General features: G+C 29.6%; 35 protein-coding genes and 2 tRNA genes. 11 read left to right on the top strand and 26 right to left on the bottom strand.

Annotation, left to right across the window (positions count from 1 at the left end; all coding sequences use genetic code 11):
- Positions 1 to 110 precede the first annotated feature (110 nt).
- From ACO6VN_RS03650 to ACO6VN_RS03590, 13 genes are all read right to left on the bottom strand, one after another.
- A complete protein-coding gene (locus tag ACO6VN_RS03650; RefSeq protein ID WP_315294067.1) occupies positions 111 to 470 on the bottom strand; it encodes an HNH endonuclease in 360 nt (119 codons plus the stop codon).
- Between the two features lie 133 nt (positions 471 to 603).
- Positions 604 to 1,008, bottom strand: a complete 405-nt coding sequence (locus ACO6VN_RS03645) for a sigma factor-like helix-turn-helix DNA-binding protein (RefSeq protein ID WP_315293456.1) — start codon at positions 1,006 to 1,008, stop codon at positions 604 to 606.
- 36 nt (positions 1,009 to 1,044) lie between these two features.
- Complete coding sequence (locus tag ACO6VN_RS03640; RefSeq protein ID WP_422404234.1) at positions 1,045 to 1,503, bottom strand: nucleoside triphosphate pyrophosphohydrolase family protein; 459 nt, start codon at positions 1,501 to 1,503, stop codon at positions 1,045 to 1,047.
- The gene (locus ACO6VN_RS03635) at positions 1,490 to 1,675 is read right to left on the bottom strand and encodes a hypothetical protein (RefSeq protein ID WP_422404233.1); all 186 of its coding nucleotides are present in this window, start codon (positions 1,673 to 1,675) and stop codon (positions 1,490 to 1,492) included. Before ACO6VN_RS03635 ends, ACO6VN_RS03640 begins: the two co-directional genes overlap by 14 nt.
- A gap of 6 nt (positions 1,676 to 1,681) precedes the next feature.
- Complete coding sequence (locus ACO6VN_RS03630; protein ID WP_315293459.1) at positions 1,682 to 1,855, bottom strand: hypothetical protein; 174 nt, start codon at positions 1,853 to 1,855, stop codon at positions 1,682 to 1,684.
- 174 nt (positions 1,856 to 2,029) lie between these two features.
- Positions 2,030 to 2,329, bottom strand: coding sequence for a hypothetical protein (locus ACO6VN_RS03625; RefSeq protein WP_422404232.1), 300 nt, complete (start codon positions 2,327 to 2,329; stop codon positions 2,030 to 2,032).
- Positions 2,330 to 2,401: 72 nt separating this feature from the next.
- Positions 2,402 to 2,797 (bottom strand): hypothetical protein, encoded by a 396-nt coding sequence (locus ACO6VN_RS03620; protein WP_422404231.1) that lies wholly within the window; start codon positions 2,795 to 2,797, stop codon positions 2,402 to 2,404.
- Entirely contained in the window at positions 2,797 to 3,219 is a 423-nt protein-coding gene (locus ACO6VN_RS03615; protein WP_315293462.1) for a RusA family crossover junction endodeoxyribonuclease, read from the bottom strand. The genes ACO6VN_RS03620 and ACO6VN_RS03615 overlap by 1 nt, the downstream gene beginning before the upstream one ends.
- Positions 3,216 to 3,938 (bottom strand): hypothetical protein, encoded by a 723-nt coding sequence (locus ACO6VN_RS03610; RefSeq protein ID WP_422404230.1) that lies wholly within the window; start codon positions 3,936 to 3,938, stop codon positions 3,216 to 3,218. The genes ACO6VN_RS03615 and ACO6VN_RS03610 overlap by 4 nt, the downstream gene beginning before the upstream one ends.
- Positions 3,922 to 4,830: a DnaD domain protein gene (locus ACO6VN_RS03605; RefSeq protein WP_315293464.1), complete on the bottom strand. Its 909-nt coding sequence runs from the start codon at positions 4,828 to 4,830 to the stop codon at positions 3,922 to 3,924. The genes ACO6VN_RS03610 and ACO6VN_RS03605 overlap by 17 nt, the downstream gene beginning before the upstream one ends.
- A 32-nt stretch (positions 4,831 to 4,862) precedes the next feature.
- Complete coding sequence (locus ACO6VN_RS03600) at positions 4,863 to 5,321, bottom strand: single-stranded DNA-binding protein (RefSeq protein ID WP_315293465.1); 459 nt, start codon at positions 5,319 to 5,321, stop codon at positions 4,863 to 4,865.
- Positions 5,322 to 5,924: an MBL fold metallo-hydrolase gene (locus ACO6VN_RS03595; RefSeq protein WP_315294069.1), complete on the bottom strand. Its 603-nt coding sequence runs from the start codon at positions 5,922 to 5,924 to the stop codon at positions 5,322 to 5,324.
- 95 nt (positions 5,925 to 6,019) lie between these two features.
- Complete coding sequence (locus tag ACO6VN_RS03590; protein ID WP_422404229.1) at positions 6,020 to 6,928, bottom strand: recombinase RecT; 909 nt, start codon at positions 6,926 to 6,928, stop codon at positions 6,020 to 6,022.
- A 61-nt stretch (positions 6,929 to 6,989) separates the two neighbouring features.
- On the opposite strand from ACO6VN_RS03590, the gene ACO6VN_RS03585 reads away from it, so the two are divergent.
- Positions 6,990 to 7,283, top strand: coding sequence for a hypothetical protein (locus tag ACO6VN_RS03585; RefSeq protein ID WP_422404228.1), 294 nt, complete (start codon positions 6,990 to 6,992; stop codon positions 7,281 to 7,283).
- Between the two features lie 5 nt (positions 7,284 to 7,288).
- Here the strand turns inward: ACO6VN_RS03585 and ACO6VN_RS03580 are convergent, their stop codons facing one another.
- The 6 genes from ACO6VN_RS03580 to ACO6VN_RS03555 all read right to left on the bottom strand — a co-directional run bounded on the left by ACO6VN_RS03580 (position 7,289) and on the right by ACO6VN_RS03555 (position 10,617).
- Positions 7,289 to 7,447, bottom strand: a complete 159-nt coding sequence (locus ACO6VN_RS03580; protein WP_422404227.1) for a hypothetical protein — start codon at positions 7,445 to 7,447, stop codon at positions 7,289 to 7,291.
- The gene (locus ACO6VN_RS03575; protein WP_315293468.1) at positions 7,444 to 7,779 is read right to left on the bottom strand and encodes a hypothetical protein; all 336 of its coding nucleotides are present in this window, start codon (positions 7,777 to 7,779) and stop codon (positions 7,444 to 7,446) included. The genes ACO6VN_RS03580 and ACO6VN_RS03575 overlap by 4 nt, the downstream gene beginning before the upstream one ends.
- Positions 7,776 to 9,728, bottom strand: coding sequence for an AAA family ATPase (locus ACO6VN_RS03570; protein WP_315293469.1), 1,953 nt, complete (start codon positions 9,726 to 9,728; stop codon positions 7,776 to 7,778). The genes ACO6VN_RS03575 and ACO6VN_RS03570 overlap by 4 nt, the downstream gene beginning before the upstream one ends.
- An 86-nt stretch (positions 9,729 to 9,814) precedes the next feature.
- Positions 9,815 to 10,120 (bottom strand): hypothetical protein, encoded by a 306-nt coding sequence (locus tag ACO6VN_RS03565; RefSeq protein WP_315293470.1) that lies wholly within the window; start codon positions 10,118 to 10,120, stop codon positions 9,815 to 9,817.
- The gene (locus ACO6VN_RS03560) at positions 10,121 to 10,300 is read right to left on the bottom strand and encodes a hypothetical protein (protein WP_315293471.1); all 180 of its coding nucleotides are present in this window, start codon (positions 10,298 to 10,300) and stop codon (positions 10,121 to 10,123) included. It lies immediately after the preceding gene.
- The gene (locus ACO6VN_RS03555) at positions 10,291 to 10,617 is read right to left on the bottom strand and encodes a DUF771 domain-containing protein (protein WP_315293472.1); all 327 of its coding nucleotides are present in this window, start codon (positions 10,615 to 10,617) and stop codon (positions 10,291 to 10,293) included. The genes ACO6VN_RS03560 and ACO6VN_RS03555 overlap by 10 nt, the downstream gene beginning before the upstream one ends.
- Positions 10,618 to 10,671: 54 nt before the next feature.
- On the opposite strand from ACO6VN_RS03555, the gene ACO6VN_RS03550 reads away from it, so the two are divergent.
- The gene (locus ACO6VN_RS03550; RefSeq protein WP_315293473.1) at positions 10,672 to 10,986 is read left to right on the top strand and encodes a hypothetical protein; all 315 of its coding nucleotides are present in this window, start codon (positions 10,672 to 10,674) and stop codon (positions 10,984 to 10,986) included.
- 100 nt (positions 10,987 to 11,086) lie between these two features.
- On the opposite strand, the gene ACO6VN_RS03545 is transcribed toward ACO6VN_RS03550, so the two are convergent.
- Positions 11,087 to 11,866, bottom strand: coding sequence for a phage antirepressor KilAC domain-containing protein (locus ACO6VN_RS03545; protein WP_422404226.1), 780 nt, complete (start codon positions 11,864 to 11,866; stop codon positions 11,087 to 11,089).
- Positions 11,838 to 12,095 (bottom strand): XRE family transcriptional regulator, encoded by a 258-nt coding sequence (locus ACO6VN_RS03540; protein WP_315293475.1) that lies wholly within the window; start codon positions 12,093 to 12,095, stop codon positions 11,838 to 11,840. The genes ACO6VN_RS03545 and ACO6VN_RS03540 overlap by 29 nt, the downstream gene beginning before the upstream one ends.
- 197 nt (positions 12,096 to 12,292) lie before the next feature.
- On the opposite strand from ACO6VN_RS03540, the gene ACO6VN_RS03535 reads away from it, so the two are divergent.
- From ACO6VN_RS03535 to ACO6VN_RS03510, 6 genes are all read left to right on the top strand, one after another.
- Positions 12,293 to 12,922 carry an XRE family transcriptional regulator gene (locus tag ACO6VN_RS03535; protein ID WP_315293476.1) on the top strand — a complete coding sequence of 210 codons (630 nt, stop codon included), beginning with the start codon at positions 12,293 to 12,295 and terminating at the stop codon, positions 12,920 to 12,922.
- Positions 12,923 to 13,150: 228 nt separating this feature from the next.
- Positions 13,151 to 13,360 (top strand): hypothetical protein, encoded by a 210-nt coding sequence (locus ACO6VN_RS03530; protein ID WP_315293477.1) that lies wholly within the window; start codon positions 13,151 to 13,153, stop codon positions 13,358 to 13,360.
- A 38-nt stretch (positions 13,361 to 13,398) separates the two neighbouring features.
- Entirely contained in the window at positions 13,399 to 13,560 is a 162-nt protein-coding gene (locus ACO6VN_RS03525) for a hypothetical protein (RefSeq protein ID WP_315293478.1), read from the top strand.
- Positions 13,561 to 13,597: 37 nt separating this feature from the next.
- On the top strand, positions 13,598 to 14,680 hold the full coding sequence (locus tag ACO6VN_RS03520; protein ID WP_315293479.1) for a hypothetical protein: 1,083 nt from the start codon (positions 13,598 to 13,600) through the stop codon (positions 14,678 to 14,680).
- A 344-nt stretch (positions 14,681 to 15,024) separates the two neighbouring features.
- Entirely contained in the window at positions 15,025 to 15,216 is a 192-nt protein-coding gene (locus ACO6VN_RS03515) for a hypothetical protein (RefSeq protein WP_315293480.1), read from the top strand.
- A gap of 12 nt (positions 15,217 to 15,228) precedes the next feature.
- Positions 15,229 to 16,287 carry a tyrosine-type recombinase/integrase gene (locus ACO6VN_RS03510; RefSeq protein ID WP_315293481.1) on the top strand — a complete coding sequence of 353 codons (1,059 nt, stop codon included), beginning with the start codon at positions 15,229 to 15,231 and terminating at the stop codon, positions 16,285 to 16,287.
- Between the two features lie 163 nt (positions 16,288 to 16,450).
- On the opposite strand, the gene ACO6VN_RS03505 is transcribed toward ACO6VN_RS03510, so the two are convergent.
- From ACO6VN_RS03505 to ACO6VN_RS03490, 4 genes are all read right to left on the bottom strand, one after another.
- Positions 16,451 to 16,538 (bottom strand) — tRNA-Ser (locus ACO6VN_RS03505).
- Between the two features lies 1 nt (position 16,539).
- Positions 16,540 to 16,614 (bottom strand) — tRNA-Asn (locus ACO6VN_RS03500).
- A gap of 130 nt (positions 16,615 to 16,744) precedes the next feature.
- Positions 16,745 to 17,308, bottom strand: a complete 564-nt coding sequence (locus ACO6VN_RS03495; RefSeq protein WP_194200923.1) for a competence protein ComK — start codon at positions 17,306 to 17,308, stop codon at positions 16,745 to 16,747.
- Positions 17,309 to 17,464: 156 nt separating this feature from the next.
- Positions 17,465 to 17,830: a glyoxalase gene (locus tag ACO6VN_RS03490; RefSeq protein WP_194200924.1), complete on the bottom strand. Its 366-nt coding sequence runs from the start codon at positions 17,828 to 17,830 to the stop codon at positions 17,465 to 17,467.
- Positions 17,831 to 18,084: 254 nt separating this feature from the next.
- On the opposite strand from ACO6VN_RS03490, the gene ACO6VN_RS03485 reads away from it, so the two are divergent.
- Complete coding sequence (locus ACO6VN_RS03485; RefSeq protein WP_017000704.1) at positions 18,085 to 18,300, top strand: IDEAL domain-containing protein; 216 nt, start codon at positions 18,085 to 18,087, stop codon at positions 18,298 to 18,300.
- 69 nt (positions 18,301 to 18,369) lie between these two features.
- Here ACO6VN_RS03485 and ACO6VN_RS03480 read toward each other — a convergent pair whose 3' ends face one another.
- Positions 18,370 to 19,365: a lipoate--protein ligase gene (locus ACO6VN_RS03480; protein ID WP_064211116.1), complete on the bottom strand. Its 996-nt coding sequence runs from the start codon at positions 19,363 to 19,365 to the stop codon at positions 18,370 to 18,372.
- Positions 19,366 to 19,536: 171 nt separating this feature from the next.
- Between ACO6VN_RS03480 and ACO6VN_RS03475 the strand changes: the two genes are divergently transcribed.
- A complete protein-coding gene (locus ACO6VN_RS03475) occupies positions 19,537 to 19,722 on the top strand; it encodes a YkvS family protein (RefSeq protein WP_017000707.1) in 186 nt (61 codons plus the stop codon).
- Between the two features lie 2 nt (positions 19,723 to 19,724).
- Complete coding sequence (locus ACO6VN_RS03470; RefSeq protein WP_064204873.1) at positions 19,725 to 20,330, top strand: type II CAAX prenyl endopeptidase Rce1 family protein; 606 nt, start codon at positions 19,725 to 19,727, stop codon at positions 20,328 to 20,330.
- Positions 20,331 to 20,335 lie beyond the last annotated feature (5 nt).

Raw genomic sequence — 20,335 nt, 5'->3', positions numbered from 1 at the left:
CCGCACCGTTCCGGTGAACTTTTATCAGTGGCCGGTCAATTTTGGTGGGGGACTTATTATTTTCATTTTTTGTTTTTTCATTTTTCCACTTTTTCGTTTTTTTCTTATTTTCACATTCCATACTTTTTTAAATCTTCTTTTGTTTTTTTGTTATGACATTTATTGCATAACGGTTGTAGATTATTTTCATCTAATCTTTTTGACCAATCTATTTTTGTTGGAATGATATGGTCAACAACTTCAGCTATCGCTCCACAAGAAGCACATATATAATCATTTTTTATTAACACAATCTCTCTTTTACTTAACCATTCTTTACGTTTATAGAAGTTTAAGTATTCAGGATTGTTTCTTTGTCTTGCATCATTATAAGCTTTGTTAGTGTATTTCTTATGATCATCACAATACGTTTCATTGTGTGAAATAAGTTTGTTACAAGTTGGATGATTACATCTTCGCATGATACCAATATCAATCACTCCTCCATCACATAGTAAAAGGACCAACACAATGTGTTCGTCCTTTATATATTTTTTCTATGTTATAACAATAACACGATTAATCAATAGGTAGTGTAGCATGATTGTTGACAACGTTGACTACTTAAGTATTAATGAAGTCAATTCTCTTTATACATTCAGCATGTTTCTTCCTAATATATTGTTCACTATAACCTAAGTCATAAGCAATCTGTTGCAATGTCATATCATCAATGTATTTCTTTCTTAGTATCTTCTGTTCAATACCATCGAAGCGGTTAATTAATTCTAATACTTTATTCTTTTGTCGTTCTATCCTTTCAATGCGTTCATTCAATTCATTTAGCTCCTCTCTAATTCTATCTACTTGTTGAACACGTGAGAGGAAGTCATGCTTCTTTCCTAAGTCTGCACGCGTATCATTAATTGAATGCCACCTATTAATCTCTTCAATACAGATATCTTTCTTTAATTCTAATGTTTTGTATTGCATATCTAAATCACGATATAACTTAAGCCATTCGAACAATACCTCTCACCACCTGCTATAACTGAGTATGAACTATCAAACCTTTTCAACATCAAATATATTAACCTGCTGATCATCTACATCATTGCTTATCAATAATGTGTTTCCTAAAACGCTGTTCACAATATATTCTTTACCACCATACTTTACTTTGTCTTCAGCTTTTATACTTTCAACTCTATTAATACTATTCAATGGATTAAACCCATTTGGATATCTATTTCCTAATTTGTTTAAGTTATGTCCTGCTACTTCGTCTAGCGTTACATTACACATACTCGCAAGTGATGATAAGTACCAAAGTACATCTCCTAACTCTTTTACTATTTCGTCTTTATTTAGCTCGTGGCCATGGAATATATGTTTTTTTATAATGTCTGCTACTTCTCCTGACTCCCCTGTTAAACCTAAAGCATAGTTAGTTAATGCTTCTGTTATATTTGAATCAGTATTATGTGTTCTTAACGCAACCTCTTGATATTTATTGAGTTCCATTATTATCTTCCTCCACCTTCACTACTACTTTTCTTACTGTAAAACCATGTTTTTCTGCTATTTTTTGAGCATCTTTTTTAATATAAAATCTTTTACATTCGAGTAATGATTTGTCTGTACATACGCTATGTTGAAATATTTCAGTATTCGAGTACAATACTGTTTCATTCAAATAATTTCATTGATCTTCCTCCCAATATTTAATAAGCATAATTGTATTAGGTATATATTCATCATTTTTAACAACTCTATATCCAACAACTTTAAATAGATTTATTTTATTTACCTTCATAAAATCATTAATAATTTCTCTATCTTTGCCCCATATTCTGAATTCTTTTAACTTCCACATTTTATTTCCCCCTCTGTAAAAACATCATTACAATGATTAATTAATTCACTATAATTATAGACATAATTTGTAAAATAATTAAATCCCTTTTCATCCCTTAATTTTACTTATATTTCCTATTATTCATCAACACTTATCGATTTAATTTTCTGAAATTATTTCGCATCTTTTTAATTAAAAATGTTTGTTTAGCTCTGATTCGACTCTTTCTTTAGTGCTATCAAACTTATCTCTTTCCGACTTCATATTCTCTAACTGACGTTTCTTACGTTCTTCAAATTCTTTTTGATTATTACGTGTTTGTTTGACTGCTTTTTTATATTTCTTTTTACGAGTCAAATGTTCTTTAGCAATCAAAAATAAGTTCGCTATACCAACTATGCCAAGAATTACAATTAGCAATAGATAACTTAAAAGCATAAGTACTACAAATATAGCCACGCCCCATAATATGATATTTAATGGTTCATTCATTACATTCACTCCCTATTCAAAATATCCCGTACTCTTTCTAAAATATCTGGGTGACTTTCGCCACTCTTTTGTTTATTTGATTTCTTCTTTTGATAATTCTTCAACTTTCTCTTCCCCGTCATCAAATAGTGTTTCATTTTCAAAATCCTTTTTTTCTTCATACTCAACATCTTCTATTATCAGTTGGTCGGGATTTTCTCCGACATCTTTAAACAATTCTTCTCTAACATAATTAACTCTTTCATACTGTAAATTCATAAACTCCGTTGGTACATTGTCTCCAGAAATTTTATATTTAGATCCAGCTTCACTTACTGTACAAGTAATTGTTGCATCGTAAGCATAAAACTCGATTGCCCATGTAACATGCTTATCAGTAGCATTGAATTGCTTTCTTACTACTCCATCTTCTTCACTTTCTCCAAAAGTTTTTTTAATTAACTCATCTGCAAATTGAATGTTTCTCATTATAATTCCTCCACTTTCACTTTGATTTTTGGTACTTCTGCATATCTTTTAGCACAATGTAATTCAACGACTAGTGCATCATCTGTCCATATCTTTTCATTTGCTGCATCCATAAATGTCTTAACAAGGTTATCTATATCTGGTTTATTCTTTTTAAATGCATGAATCATTCGTTTTATTAATGATTTAGACCACGACTTATTCATTGGAAATTCAAATAATAAAGTCAGCTTAATTGCATCATCAATTTGTAAGTCTGGCATTTGTTCTCTTATGAATTTTTTATGATTCATATAGGTTGTTGGCATATATGTTTGAACAAATTTACCTGCATTCCTAAATCGTGGTCTAGGTGATGCCATTGGTTTATCTAATGTCTTAACACCACTTTTGAAAAGTATAGTGAATGTATGACATGTCATGATACTTCGTTCGCTTTCTCGTAGTACATAAACGCATGTTCTTTATAAAATGCTAATTCTTTCTTAATCTTTAATAATTCATCTTCTCTTACATCTGTCGTACGTTCACTTAGCATAGCTAATTTATTTTGATATTCTTTGTTTATTTCACGGTATTTCTTAGCCTCTTCTAAAATTTTGTTAGATTCAGTTATTAATTCATTTAATTGTTTTTCATATGAATTTTTTTCTTCAATAATCTTTTGATAGTCTTCAGTTAATTTTTGATACTCTATATTTAATTCTCTTTTTTCTTCATTACTTGCATTTATTTCTTCAGTAAGTAATGTAATACGACCATGTAATTTATTCTTTTCAGAAGTTAATTTTTTTACTTTCTTTTCATACGACTTGTTATCATTTTCTAACACTCTAACTTTAGTAGTTATTTCTCCTATATTTATCGTTTCGATTTTTTGACCATTTTCTTTGATTAAATCACTAGATTTATTAATACCTTTTAAATAATCATTTGTTTTTTTATTACTCTGTACTTCTATTTGTTTTTCATCTTTTTCGTTGTTCTTTAACCTTTTAAAAGCTTTATTATGTTCAGATCTAAAAGCATAAACTGCGCCTGGTGTTACACCTATTTCTTCTGCTACTGCTTTGACTGATTTTAATTCTTGTAATAATTCAAATACTTCTACAATAGTTTTACCTTTAAGTAGTACGCCCAAATTCTTCACTCCATTCCCGCATTTCTGCTTCTAATTGTTTTTTCTTTTCTTCAAATTCTGGTGAGTTTATATTTACTTCATCTTGCTTGTTTTGTTTTTGCCTTAATAACCATTCAGGTGTTTTCTCTTTTGATTGGAGATTATTATGGCTACTTCTACTTTTGAAGTTGGCCAATTTTTGTTGTTCATATGCTCGTACTTCATTTATTGATTTAAGATTAGATTTTAACCAATCCTTTAAAATAGCTTTAGCATATCCCCAATTAACTTTATTTCGATCAAGTGCTAGCTTTAATGCTGCAGTTACTATTTCATCTGAATTATTCTCAAAGCTTTCTAGATAATAAGTAATATCTTGTGCAGTGTATTGATTAATAATTCCAAATCCCGATTCTTGATAAAAGTCGTAGACGTTCGACGTCTTCTTATTCTCCTTATTATCATTATTTTCATTATTCTCCTTATTATCATTATTGTTTGTGTGCGTTTGCGATGCATTCGCGTCGCTTTTGTGATGCACTTGCGATGCATTCGCGTCGCTTTTGCGTCGCTTTTCTAAATCTTCATGTTGGTAGATGTCATAATTGACAACGGTTAGGAGCGTCTTCTTTGCGTCGCTTTTTGCAATCAACATTCCGTCTTCTTCTAATAATTTTAAAAAATTTTTAACTTTATTATTTGACCAAGACCAACGCTCACAAAGTTTTCTAATGCTGGTTATTTTTTGACCTCGTTTAACAAAGACCAATTCATTACCTAACACAATTTTTTTATCTTTATGATTGACCATTAGCAAAATATCAATCCAAGCTTCAAATTTAGAAAACTTTCTATTTTCTTTAAAGGTCCAATGGTTTTCAATTGATCTATGCAAACTAATCCAACCAGCCATAACTCCACACCTCACTTCCAAAACTGGTTAAATTAGAATGGCAAATCATCGTCGTTAATATCAATTGGACCGTTAGCATTTGAAAATGGATTACTACCATTAGGTTGAGCATTACTTTGTCCTCTTTGAGTTTGAGGTGTGTCTTTCTCTTCATTAGTTCCTTTACCTTTGTTTAAAAATAGTATTGAAGTATCTATTCCTTTTACTATGAGTTGCATTCCGTAATTTGTACTTCCATCTTCACGTTCATAATTATTATTTTGCATACGTCCTTCAACACCAATCAAGTAACCTTTCTTGGCATAGTTAACTAAGAATTCAGCAGTTTTATTAAATGCTAGACAACTGATAAAGTCTGTATCATATTCTCCATTACCGTTCTTAAAATCACGTTGTACTGCAATATCGAATGGTAAAACCTTTGTCCCACTTTTAGTTTCTTTAATATCTAATTCTTTAGTAAGTCTTCCTACATAGGTACTATGGTTCATTTATAATCCTCCTATATATACAGGCACACCACTAACTTGTTGCACCTGCTCTTTTATATATCGTGCATCTGAATTTGTATTACTTAGGTGAATCAAATGTATTTGTTGTAATTGAGTTAAATCATTAGCTTTAAGTAGTTTTAATGCATATTCTAAGCTAAAATGTGAATCCATTACCCTATTTGCCAACCCTTGATGAACAAGTCCAAGTTGAACATTCTCTTGTATTTTTTCATAAATATAATTTACTTCTAACATCAAGTGCGTTAAACCTTTAAAACTATATTTGCAATATTTTGTATCAGTAAGATATAAAACTTTATATCCTTGAGTACTTTGCAATAAAAAGCCAATTGGCTCTGCTGCATCATGTTCTACTTCAAAAGGTAAAATAGACCATGAACCGATTCTTGTTTCCTGTTTAGCTTTTACTGTATACAATCTGTGACTTTCAATTTTCTTAGCCTTCTTTGTTCCTTTAGTCATATAACAATTTATACCGTTTTTTAAATACTGGTCTGTATATTTAGCATGATCACCATGTTCATGAGTGATGAGACAACCTGCAATGTCTCTTGTTCTGTATTGAAGGGCTTTTTGCACCTTTTCATATTTCACACCTGCTTCTAATAAAAGTGTGGTTCTGCCATCTGAAATACGATAGCAGTTACCACTTGAACCAGTTGCTATAACATCAATTAAAATGGTTCTTCATCCTCTATTGTTTGCTGTGCAGGTGCTTCTTTTATATCTTCAACTTCTTCAAAATTTGTAACATCTGTTGCCTCTATATGTGGTACTTCTTCGAATTCTAATAGTTCTTTATTCGCATTCGCTTCTTCTTCAGCATCTAAAATCTCTTTACGTTGTCTGTTGTCTCTATTTTTAATTTCGCTTGATAAAAGACTACTGTCATCAGAACTATTTAATAATTTCTTACATGCTCTATTAATCACAGTCTTTTTGGCCATTTCTTGAGGGAATCTTCTATGCGTTCCATCTTCCTTGAACTTGCCATCATATACCATTTGAGATTGTTTCCATGCTTCTTCAATTTCTTCGAAGCTCATAATCTCTGTATAGTTTTTACTTTCATCTTCAAATACTACAGTTGCATATGCACCAATGATTTTTTTACTATCTCTGTTTCCGAATGATTGAGAATGTTCTAAATCGACGATTTTACCGTTCTTTGTTTTATATTTAACTTCATCACCTTCAAAGATAACTTCAGCATTTATTTCTTTAGCACCAGTAACTCGTCTTGTAACTGCCATCGTACCTAAATATGAGCGTTGGAACTGAACCTTATCTCCGTACATAATGAAGTAACCTTGATTCTTAGCTGGATTTAGTCCTTGTACGACCATATCCATTAACGCGTTAGCAATACTGTTTGGATTAGCAAACTCTAGTGCTGGTTTGTATCCGTCTTTCTTTGAACCTTTTAAATCTTGTAATGTTAACATCGCTGATTTCATAGCATTTTCTGGTGAATAGTTTTCTGGGAACTTTAGATCACCCTGCGTTTCTAAGCTTTTAACTCTAGCTAGGACGTTATCTCCCATTTTTTGATTTTTTACTAATACTTCATTTTTATTTGTCATATATATAAACTCCTTTATTGTGTATAATTAAATTAATTTATTATGAAAGTGAGGTGTCACAATGGTTAATGTTCAAAAATTTCCATTTCAATATGTTATTAAAGCTCCTTCTAATGGTGGAACATCAGAATTTCGTATCGATACTCCTTGGCTTGATTTAGAAGGAGATAATTGGCAAAACCACATGGAACGAGATGTTATTCATCAAGAAGAAGATCTAAAAATTATTGAACAAAAATATGATAATAATTTCCATATAATGTTCATACAATCACCAGATAAAATAGTTATTAAAAGTAATTGGGAACTTGATTACTCAGAAAAAGAGGATATTTATTATCCTAGAATTCAATAAATCAATTAATAATTTTCAATTGAATTTCCTAATTGACTTAATGTTAATTTAATCCCATGATTAGATTTATTTTTAATAACATATTTTTTCTTTTTTCTAACACTTCTAATCTCCTCCACCAAGATGACGATTAGGAGTGTTATTTTTAATACTTTAAGTTTCATCTTAATTCCTCCACGTCTTTAATTAATTGCATATCTTCTTTGCTTACTTCATATAGGCAATTCATTCTTGTTGCTACTAGGTATACATCAATAGCTTGATGATTATATGCTTGAATAACCTCTGCTCCTTCATCCAGAATTTTCATTACTTCTTTTGATTGTGTATATCCATATCTAAAACCAGCAATAAAACCAGTTTCCTTACAATCTATTTTCTTTCTAATGACAACAGTCTCAGCATCTTCAATCTTTAAATTTTCCTCGTTCAAATATTCTTTTGTCTTCTTCCATCGTTTGTTAATTTGTACATAGTCACCTAATTCATATTTCATTCGCTTTTCTCCATTCTCAATGTGTTATCTTCTTTACTCACAACTAATCTAATTTGTTGTGATTTTGTTGGTAAGATATCAATTACAGATTCAGCATTATCAATAAAGATCGGTCCATTTATTTTGTAGTGATCACACAATGTATTAATGATGTCTAATCCTGCATTGAGTTTTTTAGCGCTATTCAACCCTCTGTGATATTCAATACCATTTACAGTTGTTTCACATGTTTCTTTAACTTCTCCGTCTACTTGGGTATAGAACAATTTGAAGGTCACGTATTTAAACTTCTGATTGATGTTATCTGTTAACTTATTGATTTTAGTAATAGTGAATTTGTTCAGTTTATAAAGTTGGCCAGAATAAATTTCTTTCTCGTCTAATAACTCCTCTTCCTTATTCCTTAATTCTTGAATACGCTTTTCGATATTTTCATTAGATGCAGCAATCGACTTTAATTTATCTAAATGTTCTTTTTCAGCTCTTAATTCATTTAGTTGTGAATCTAGTTCATCTATACGATCATCTACTTGTTCTTGAATGTTCATACGTTTTTTATTGAGTTCACCAATTTTGTTTTGAACTTCCTGATACTCTTTTGATTGTGTAACATCAGTAATTTGTAATTTTAGGCTATCAATTTTATTTTTAATTCTTTGAGACTTTTCTGTAGCTGCATCTATTAATTCTTGATATTTATTATTTTCTTCCATCAATGCATCAATTGTTGGTTTAATTTTTTTACCGTCAGCCAGTACTTTTTCAATAGATCCCGTAATAACTTCTAGTTCAAGAGACTTTTCTTTGTTGAATTTTTTGAAAGCATTTTCTCTTGCCTCTTCTACTTTTTCACTTGGCAAATCCTGGCCACAACATGAACAAATTTTATCTTCAACGTATTCAAACTCGTGATTTTTAGCCTTTTCTAAATCAGACTTTAATCTTTTATGTTCATCTAAAAGTGCATTTCTTCTATCTTCTTCATAACGAATCTGAGTTTGGTTATTCTTCATTTTTGATTTGTAATTCAAAATAGTACTTTCTTCTGCATTAAACTCATTCATAAGTGAATGAATTCTTGATTCAGTAGTAGATGAGTGGTCTCTTTTGATTCGCTCTAATTCTGATTGTTTATCTTTTACTTGATTACGTAACTCAATTTCTGCACTTCCGTTCTGCAACTCGTATCTCTTATTAACGAGTGCTTGAATGTTATCTTCTAGCTGCTTGTAATCAGATTCGTTCAATTCTTCTACTTCAACCAATGAATGTGATGCTTCATTGATACGTGTTGGTATATCTTTAATTTGTTGATTGATTTGTTTAATCTTATCTACAACTATCTTCTTCTTTGTTTCAATATCATGATCAGTAAGTAATTCTTTCAATCCCTCAAGTTCTGAATCGCTAGCAATGACATCTTCATCAGTGATGTTGTCAGCTATTTGAAATAATAGTTCTCTACGCTTTTTCCAATCTAAATTATTAAAGGCAGTAGGATTTGTTATAAGTTTAAAAACTTCTTCATCTACAATCTCAGCCACTCTATTTTTGTATTCAGTAACATTTAACTTTTCGTCATTCACATATTGGTACTTTGTTCTACTTCTGCTATATTCTTTACGATTTGTTTTTTGATTTGTAGAATATTTTGGGTGTGACTCTTTCTTAAGTGTGATTAATCTATCATCAATCTGAAATTTCGCTATAACTGTGGGTATTAACTCGTACTGTTCTTCGCCTTTTTCATTCTCTGGTACTGGGTTAAATGATTTTGTTGAACCATCTAATCCTTTATCAAATAGCAACCATTGTAATGCAGTAGCTGTTGTTGTTTTACCTGTACCGTTTTGTCCAAAAATATCCGCATCTTGGCCGTTAAATTCAAAAGTTTGATTTTTAAAGCCTGCAAAGTTCTCCATAACTAATTTATTTAATTTTAATTGCATTGCTAAATATCCTCCTTCGTGATATTCTGTACGTGTATTTTTAATTAACTTTGTGCCTATTCCAATTGCCGTTGGTTTAGGTTTTTTTAATATCTAGCTTTAATTTTGAAATCATAAAGTCTATTACTGCCTTGTAGTATTTCAACCATCAATGCATCAACTTCACTAGTATTATCATCAATCCAACTTAAGATTGTATTATTCATTTCTTCAAACAAACCTTCCACTGAATCTTCAACAAATAGTTCTGTTGAATAAACTAAATCATGATTTGTACTAAATACCCTCACTGAAATTAAACCTGGATTTAAAACTTCATATCTATGTTGAAACTTAAATCCGTAGTGGTATTCTGTCTTTGTTACTTGTGAACCTATTTTAAAATATGACATTTACATTTCCTCCTGTTCTAAAAATATTTGATCAGCCATTTCAAATCCTGCTACAGTGACCAACCAAAATAAAAACGAATGTTCAATTGGTGTAGTACTGAATGACGATATAATAAAAAACTCAACTACAATTGCTAGTGTTAATGCTGGATACTTTATAATGTTCCATGCTAGTGCCATCGTTTTCTACCTTCCTTTGCTCTCTCTTCAATCTCTTCATAATATTCATCAATAAAAGCCATCATTTTCTTTCTATGGAATCTGTACTCTCCTCTATCATTTTTAGGAAATTTGCTAAACGGCTCTATTTTCCCTCTAAAATAGTTTCTATTGATAATGTTCTTCACAATAAAATCTCTACTCCATCCAGTGATTTTTATAAGTTCTGGCATTTTAATATTCAATGGTTGTTCTTCTTGTTTTATTTCTTCAATACGTTGATTGACACGCTCGTCTATCAATTTGTTTAACATTTCAAGATTCAATAATGTTTCCATAAAATAAGCTCCTTTCATGTATAATTTAGTTATCAACCTAAGGTGGTGATAAATATGAAATCCAAAGATAAAATTTCTGCGTTCCGTAAATTTTCTATAAAAGCTTACGAGAACGATGACGATCTATTCTTAATCGTCAATGGTTCGATTATTACTGGCGAACCATACACAACAAACAAATCAAATAATTCAATTCAACGTAATTTGCACTCTTTAACAGATGATTTAGTTGATGATACAGAACCGTTTCAAGGTTTACATTTAAAAAATGTAACTGTAACTTCTGGTTCTACAACCTTCCCATTAGATCACTTGTTTGTTTATTTCGATTCCATTGATGCTTTTTCTTTAATGGATAAAGAAAATTAGAGTCATTTCGTTTGTTTAGCAATTGTTCTATTACTGTTACAGCAGCGTATAGAATGATTGCTTTTTTAATTACTTGTAAATCTTTCATTCGTTCTCCTCCTCACACTTCAATTTGTTTTTCAATTGTTGGTAAGATACCTTCATCTTTTAATAAGTCATAGATGAATAGTCGACCTTTTTGAGTCCATTTCGTATTCATTCTTACTGATGTGCTTCCATCTTTATGTTCAATTTCAGTAGTTGATGAATGTGTAAATCCTTTAGCATGATGATTTGAGTAAAGTAACCATTGACCAGATTGTTTATATTGGACTTTTAAATCATGTAACAATTTGTTTAACGCTTGTGTTGACATTCCATAATCTTTTGCAATTTGACCGATAGTTACTAAACTCTTATTTTGTAAAATAGAATCTAGGTACGAGGCTTTAGGTTCATACTCAGCAATTTTTTGTTTATGCATATTGTTCTCGAGTTCTAATTGCTGTTTTTCTTTTTGTTCAGCTATCCAAATTTCAGCTCGCTTTACTGGATCTTCAATCATGTAGCTTGCGATTGTTTGTTTTAGTTGCTCTTCCATTTCATTAAATTTATTTATATACGTCATTTTGAAATCGTTATGTCCTTGAATGTTGAACATGTATAAAGTGAATCCATCTTTTGTTAAGAGATATTCTCTGTTTCTTTTACCATTACTAGCCTTATATTGGTTTGGGATTATTAGAGCCGAAATGTCGGCTGTACTTCTTTTAATAATTTCGTCGATTCCTTCTAAAACATGTTTGTGTTGTCTGCCTATTTCTTCTGCTACTGTTCTACTTGAAATTACTGGTCCTAATTCTGAGTTATTTTCAATTTGAATTGTTAGTAAATTTCGCACTTGTTTTCCTCCTTTGGTTATTTTTTTCATATTCTTCACTAGAAAACAGATATTCTATTTCGTACTCTGGAAAAAAAGTATTTTTAATAATCAATGCTTCTCCAAATTTAAAATCTGAAATTCCATTAATTTTATCTGATACTGTTTGATATCTAACTTCTAGTAAGTCGGCGATATCTACTAGAGATACTTTTTTCTGTTTTCTAATCTTTTCTAAATTAGACAACATATTACCTCCTCCTAAATACGAAAATTCGTATTATAGAATTTAAAATTTAGCAATAAATACATTGCTTATAAATAATATATACGAAATTTCGTACTAGGTCAATACTAAAATTCGTATTAACCATTTTTACTTTTACTTGATATACGATTTTTCGAATGTTAATATATAGGTACAAATTAGAAATGAGGTAAACAAATATGACTAAAGAAAAAGATTTGAAACGTCTAATGGAAATAAAATCAGGTAGTGTAAAGGCTTTTTCAGAAGAAGTTGGTTTAGCTTATACAACAGTTAGATCTATTTTAGAGAGGGGTATTTTTAATGCTAAAGTAGAAAACGTCATCAAAATTTGTAAAGGCTTAAACATAAAACCAGAAGAAATCATGGAAATTGATAGACCTAAAGTTGATGAAACTCCTATTGAAACCATGCCAGTAAAAAAAATACCTGTTGTCTCTAAAATTTCTGCTGGATTACCTATATATTCTGAAGAGAATTTAATTGATCATATTTATTTTGCTACAGATAAGGTCTCGCCTAATAAAGAAGAATTTGCTTTAAAAGTAAAAGGTGATAGTATGGATAAAATTTTTCAAGAAGGTGATGTTGTAGTGGTTGAAAAAGATTCTATTATAGAAAACGGACAGCTTGGTGTAGTTATGGTTAATGGTTATAATGCTACAGTTAAAAGAGTTAGATACAACCGTGACCAAATTATCCTTATCCCTGAATCTAATAACCCTAACCACTATCCACAGGTTTACAACAAAAACGATGAAGTTACTATTGTTGGAAGAGTAGTAGCAAGTCAAAGATTATTTAAGTAATTTTTACCACTTCGTTGGTGCTTTTATATAAAAATAGTCCCGTTAAAAATAAGAATTAATAAGACAATTTAAAAAATTAACTTATATGGGCGTTTAACTAGGTCATATATATTTTTAAAGTTAATGAGGTGTTGAATTGGATAATAAGAACAAAGAAATATTTGTGATTAGTGCTATCGTCATATTAATTGCCATATTTATATAATAATCTTCAAAGGAGACTCAATTATGGACTATAAAAAAGAAATGAAAAAGATGGGTTGGAATGAAGAAGAAATAGCCAAAAGAATGAATAGTTTGGCTAAAGACAAATTAGGATTAGAAGAAGATGTAGATATAGACGCTGAATCTTTAAAACAAAGTAATAATGATTTTATTGAGACAGATGGTGAACAAGAAGTAGCAGATGCATTTTTTAATGATGAAGAGGAAGATTAATCTAAAGATTGAAATACTTCATTTAAGGGGGAGTTTCAATGAGACTTTTAAAACACACTGATACACATATTTATATATTTACTAATGACAAACATCAATTGAAGTTAGCTAATCCTGGTCACAAAAATAAAGATGAATTGTATAAATGGTTAAAAATTATCGCATATGACTATGACATTATGATGAAGGGAAGACAATGAAGCAAAATATTAAAAATAACTTAAGGAGAATGAACTTATGAAGGAAAAGACAAATATAAATGAAGAAATCATTTCATTTTTCAAGGAAAATGGATATGAAGTTCCAAATATACCTATAAATCGTAAATACTGGTTAGTTAGAACTGAGGGAGGAGATTGGTTTGAGCAATTCAGTAGTCAAAATTATATTGGTGTTGGTTGGAATGAAATATCCGATGAAAAATATTTAGAAAATGTAAACAAAAAACAAGCAATAAATATACTAAACAGTAATTATCCGGATAAATCACAACATTCTCATACTTTAAACATTATTAAAAAATTTTATAAAGAAATGTCTATAGGTGATATAGTGATGATTCCTTCGGTTAGTTCACAAACTATAAAATTTGGTGTAATTACAAGTGAAGTTAAAATTCTTAAGCCAACCGAAACTGAAATTGATGAAGGTAGTTGTCCATACTTTAAACGCCGAGATGTTAAATGGGTAAAAACTATAAATAAAAACAGTTTAGATTTAAAACTTTTTAAAATGTTGCAATCTAGACACACAATTTCAAATGCAAATGATTATGCTAATGAAATAGATTCCTCATTATACGATTTTTATGTTAAAGGTGAAACTGTTAATATGTCAATCTTAGTTAATAAAGAAAGAAATTTATCAGCTTACTCACTTAAAACACTAACTAATTTACCTTGGACTTTTGAGAAGTTTATGAAAGGTGTAGACTATGATTTAAAAGAATTAGAATCTAAAATTTATATTAGATCGCGTGGTAAACAAGAATTAATAGCTAAAGGTAAAAATGGAGTTAAATATACATTTTACTCCGCACTGATAATGATTGCATTAGTAGGAGGAAAATTAGAAGTACAAGGTTTAACTGTTGAAACCAAAGGCGCCTTACAACCTTTACTTGAGTCACTTTTAAACCATAACGTTGAACATAATAGACATGTAGAACAAACAAATGACCATAACCAAGAAGACCTTAAAAAATTACGTGATGAAGTTTGGGAATTAAAAAATCAAGCAGAAATAAAGGCTCCGGAATTACCTAAAACCAATAAAGCTAATGAAGAAGACGAGGAAATAGATGAAACGGATATATACTAATTAGTATATATCCGTGAAATTGAACATCTTTAAAATCACTATTAACGAAAAAACTAAAGATAAAAGATTAGATGTAATACTCTCATTTTTGTTTAAAATCAATAAAATCTTACCAAGAATAAAATTAACAATGAAGTAAAGAGGAATAATTAATATCAATGAACTCGATATTTTTACAAATACATTTAAAAAATAAATTATATCCATAAATGTCTCCCCCATCCTAACCTTTTTATTAATTATATATTTAGTATACCATCCAGTCAACAATCTATAAATTTTTTATAACACTTAATAATATTTACTTCATTCAAAATTAAATTTTCATACAAGGAGGATTTTTAATGAAAATTCTAGGAGAAACTGAATATGGGTTAAGAATTAAAACAAATGATGGGCATATTATTACCTATCCACAATATGATTCGTTACATACAGAAAACTTAATACCTAAACTCACTGAATTTGCAAAATCTCATGATGATTTAATGAAAAGAATTAAAGAAGCAGCGGATAACGACGAGGACTTTACTTAAAGGAGGAATAATATGAAGATATCTAAACGTGGAAACAAGTGGCAATATGATTTTAGATATGACGGAAACCGGTATCGTAAAAGTGGATTTCCAACTAAAAAGGAAGCAACAGAGAAAGGTAATGAAATATATAACCAATTAACTAAAGGTTTCAACTTAACAAACGATATTTCTTTTATTGATTATTATAAGAGTTGGTTACAAGTTAACAAGGAAGGACAACTATCAGATAAATCTATTCAGCGTTACAAGTCATCTATTGAGGTATTTGAAGAAAAATTTGGAGACTTACCTATTAATAAACTAACTCAATTAAAATATAGAGAATTATTAAAAGAATATGGTGAAGGATTATATTTAAAACCTAGAAAAGATGGACGTACTACAAATAGTGTACAGAAATTACATCTATGCTTAAGAGCAGCACTACAAGATGCTATGAATGAAGGAATAATAGTTAAAGACCCAACTTACAAAGCTAAGCCGTATGGTATCAAATCAGCGCAACATGAAAGTGCAAAGTTTATGACAATCGATAATTATATTAACTTGAAAAACTACGTAACTGATAGAAAAGAATTATCTTATTTGTTTATTTATATATTAATAATTACAGGAGCACGATTTGGAGAAGTTCAAAAATTAAAATACAGTGATTTAAAAAGAAAAGAAAATCTACTACATTTGCCAGGTACTAAAACAGAAACTTCAGATAGAACTATTCCAATCACAGAAAAAGAAATGAGCTACCTTATTAATAACTTAAAAGACAGACCTATACAAATGAATGGATATATTTTTAATACAGGTAAGAGTTTGATATCTAATAATGCTGTGACAAAAGTTTTAAATAAATTCTGTTTAGAAAATAAAATAGGATCATATACATTGCATAGTATTAGACACACACATTGCTCTTATTTATTGCATAAAGGTGTTTCGATACATTATATAAGCAAACGATTAGGACATGCTAACGTAACAACTACCCTCTCCATATATAGTCATTTGTTAGAAGAAATAGATAAAGAAGAAACAGTAAAACTCAGAAAAATCATGAACGATTTATGAGTGGTCACAATTTTGGTCACAAATATATATAATCGGCGCCAATGTGACCACGTTGTGACCAATATTTTTGAAATGTGCCTTAATATCCAAAAATGACAAAATAAAAAAACCTTGATTTAACAAGGTTTCTCGAATGTTACTTAATGTAACTTACTATTAAAAGCGGAGATGGAGGGATTCGAACCCTCGCGCCGCAGAACGACCTACACCCTTAGCAGGGGCGCCTCTTCAGCCAACTTGAGTACATCTCCATGGCTCCACAGGTAGGATTCGAACCTACGACCGATCGGTTAACAGCCGATAGCTCTACCACTGAGCTACTGTGGATTAATATGATTTTATCAAGCACAAATACTATTATATCAAGCATGGTCATAATTTCAAGAGTAAACTTAAAATAAATAACGGAATATTTACACTTCTAGTGTCACATATCCCATTATTTATTATTATCCATTTATTTTTCGTGATTATTTTTATTTAAATAAAAATCAATAACATCTAGCACATTATATCCCTCCTGATTTAACCCTAAATTCACAGAATTTAGTTCTCTAATGAATAAATTTTTACGATGATTTCTATAATGTAAACATGTGCAATTCAAATATTGATGATTTATAACATGTTTAGATATATTAAATATAATGGAAGGTGCTTTTTCTAATATAATTTTTGTTTTATTACCTTTTAATGGGATGAATTCTTTAACATAAAGAAGATTTAACCAAGTATTTTCTGGAGTTCTTTCGGAGTTCGTACAAAAGAAATAAGTAGAAATGATAGGTGAAACTAATATGGGAGGTTTGCTTGTGATATTCGTAAGTCTTTTTGTAAATTGCTTTCTTTCATTGAAATGTTCGCCATAAAAACGACATGACTGATTCATTATTTCTTGTGGCTTTGATTTTACCATAAACGGATCTTTTCCTGCTTCACATATTTCAGAATGAACAATATGATCATCTATTTTTATACCATGTATATAAACAGTATTTTGTTTAATAATATATTTTTCCATAGACGACCTCCTTTACAATTATTTGTATTACTATACTACTTTATTAAAAATTTTATACTATATTTAATTTCCCTCCTTCCCCTTGTAATTTTTCTTTTTATTTAATTTAAATATATACAAATATTAAATTATGGTCAATACTTTTTTATTAAAATTCTATATTTTTTCTATGAACTCTAATCTATTATTAAAGGGATCTCTAATAAAAATCCTTTTTGCGCCCGGAAATCTATCATCAGATTGATATTTAATACTCACTTCGTCACAATAAATTTTAAATGCTTCTAAATTCTCAATATTAATAGCTGGATGAGCTTTCTTTAAAGCATTAAATTCCTCTTCAATACCGATATGTAAATCTATATCATTAATATTAAACCAAACACCACCGTTACCTTGTAAAGATTTCGGTTTTTCTATTTCATTAAATCCTAATTTATTTGCATAAAATTCTCTTGCTGTATCTTCAGATCCTTTAGGTGCTGATAATTGTATATGATCCCACTTTTTAAATTTAAACATTTAAATTCTCTCCTTTAATAAAAAATTACATATCTTTACATTATTAATATTTTATTTTATTATTTTCACATGGTAAAATAAGGTTGAGCATAAAAGTTTGAATATTACAAACACTTAATTATAATATAAATATAGAGGTCTATAGTTAGCTTTTCAATCAAATAGCGAAAGTTTTTAAAATTTCTGAATATTCATTGCATTTAGAAAATAAATACGCTATAATTTTAACAAATAAAGTCAAGGGGTTGTTGAAAATGAAACAATATTCACAAGTTAAACACCAAAGTCTAGAAACGTTTGTTAATAACTTAAATGATTTATCAGTTGAACTTGTTATTGACTCTGCACTTCGTGAAAATCGAAAGCGTGAATTAGCTATTTTAATTGATGAAGCACTTGTAAATCGAAATAATGAATTGTTCGATCAATACAGTGAAGAATTAATTCAATTGGAGGATTTACAATCGTGAATTGTCATTTAAATACTAGAACATAAAAGGAGACTACTTTTGACCCAAATCAAAAATAGTCTCCTTTCTTTATAACATTAAATCAATAATATCTTCTTTTTTGATATCACCAAAATAATAAAATGCATCTACATCTTTTAAAGCTTCAGTAATAGAAGATTTTTGATGTTGTACTCCTATTAAAGCATCTTCAATATCTTTAACATCCCCTACACCAAAGAAATCACCGAAAATAGCTGCATGTTCAATATTACCTTTCTTAACATCCAATTTAATTTGAATAAGTCCTCTATCAAATTTGTGACTTCTTTCAAAATTATATTTAGGATTTTTACCGTAATTCCATTCCCACTTTTGGTATTTATTTTGACTAAGTTCGTTAATCTTATCCCAATCTTCTTGGGTTAAGTGATACTCCTCTACTTCTTCACTACCTTGTTGTTTAAATATTGAAGTTAGAATACGCTGTTTAAATGTTTCAATATCCATAGGCTCTTCAAGAAATTCTTGAATGTTTGCAACTCTTGATCGAATTGATTTAATACCTTTTGATTTAATTTTTGCTTCACTAACACGCAATGCATTTACAACTTCTTCTATTTCACTATCCAACATTAAAGTGCCGTGAGAGAACATTCTATCTCTTTGTTTAACCATTGCATTTCCTGAAATCTTTCTTTCTCCTACTTGGATATCATTTCGACCAGATAGTTCAGCTTTAACACCCATTTCATTTAAAGCATCTACTATTGGTTGAGTGAATTTAGCAAAATTGTGAAAGCTATCTTCATCGTCTTTCGTTACAAAACTGAAGTTTAGATTACCTAAATCATGATAGACTGCTCCCCCCCCAGAAATCCTTCTTACAACTTTGATATTATGTTCTTCAACGTAAGATTGATTAACTTCTTCAATTGTATTTTGATTTTTACCAACAATTATAGATGGTTGGTTAATATAGAATAAGAAATAACTATCGTCTTTAGGCAAAGAAGTGAGTACATATTCTTCCATAGCCAAGTTAATCATTGGATCGGTAATACCGTTGTTACTTATAAATTTCATTCATATTTCCTCCTTATTTTTCCCCAATCAGCCTCAATATTATATTACCATATGTTGAATTAATCATATGTATGAAATGTTTGTGATAATATAGAGGTATATTCACATTTTACTTTTATATGTATGGGTAATTTAGTATAATGTTTCTTAGTATTATTTAGGAGGATTAAAATGACAATTGCAGAAGTAGGAAATATCATAGAATTTCAAGATGGCTTAAAAGGACGCGTTGAAAAAATTAATGAAAACTCAGTTATCGTAGATTTAACAATTATGGATAACTTCGAAAGTTTGGAATTACCAGAAAAAACAGTAGTAAACCATAAGCGTTATACTATAATTTCTAATGAGGGATAATAGTGAAAAAACAAATTAATGCTCAATTAATATGGTTTATTTCAAGCTTCGTCCTCTTTCATATTTTATTATTTATTATGAAAGGTGAAAAAGAAGTGTTCTGGTATTTATATACTGGTATTATGCTAATTGCTGGAATAAGCTATATATTTTACCAAAGAGAAATTAAATCTAAACGATTATTACAATCTATTGGGTACGGTTTAATTGGCGCAATATTTTTAGTCTTATTGCAGCTTTTATTATCACTCATTTATAGTGGTCTGTCTTATGAAGCACTATTTAAAGAATTAATGCGCGCTGGTGTTTTCTATAAATGGCAAATGCTTGTAACTATTGTAATCGCAATTCCTTGTCACGAACTATATATTAGAACAATATTACAAAATCAATTGCAACAAAAACTATCTCAACCTATTATTGCAATTGTAATCGCTGCATTAGCTTCAAGCTCATTATTTTTATACTTAGGTAATATTCCTATCTTTGTATTTATTTTATTAGCTCAATTAATATTGTCTACTTTATATTTTTACACGAAACGAATTATTACATCATATATAGCTCAAGTAGCAGCTATTATCATACTCGTAATTATATTTAGTTAAAATAT

The organism is Mammaliicoccus sp. JADD-157 (genome assembly GCF_049310805.1).
Lineage (GTDB): Bacteria > Bacillota > Bacilli > Staphylococcales > Staphylococcaceae > Mammaliicoccus > Mammaliicoccus lentus.
Note: the sequence above shows the minus strand (reverse complement) of the source record. Positions and strands in the feature narration are given on the sequence as shown.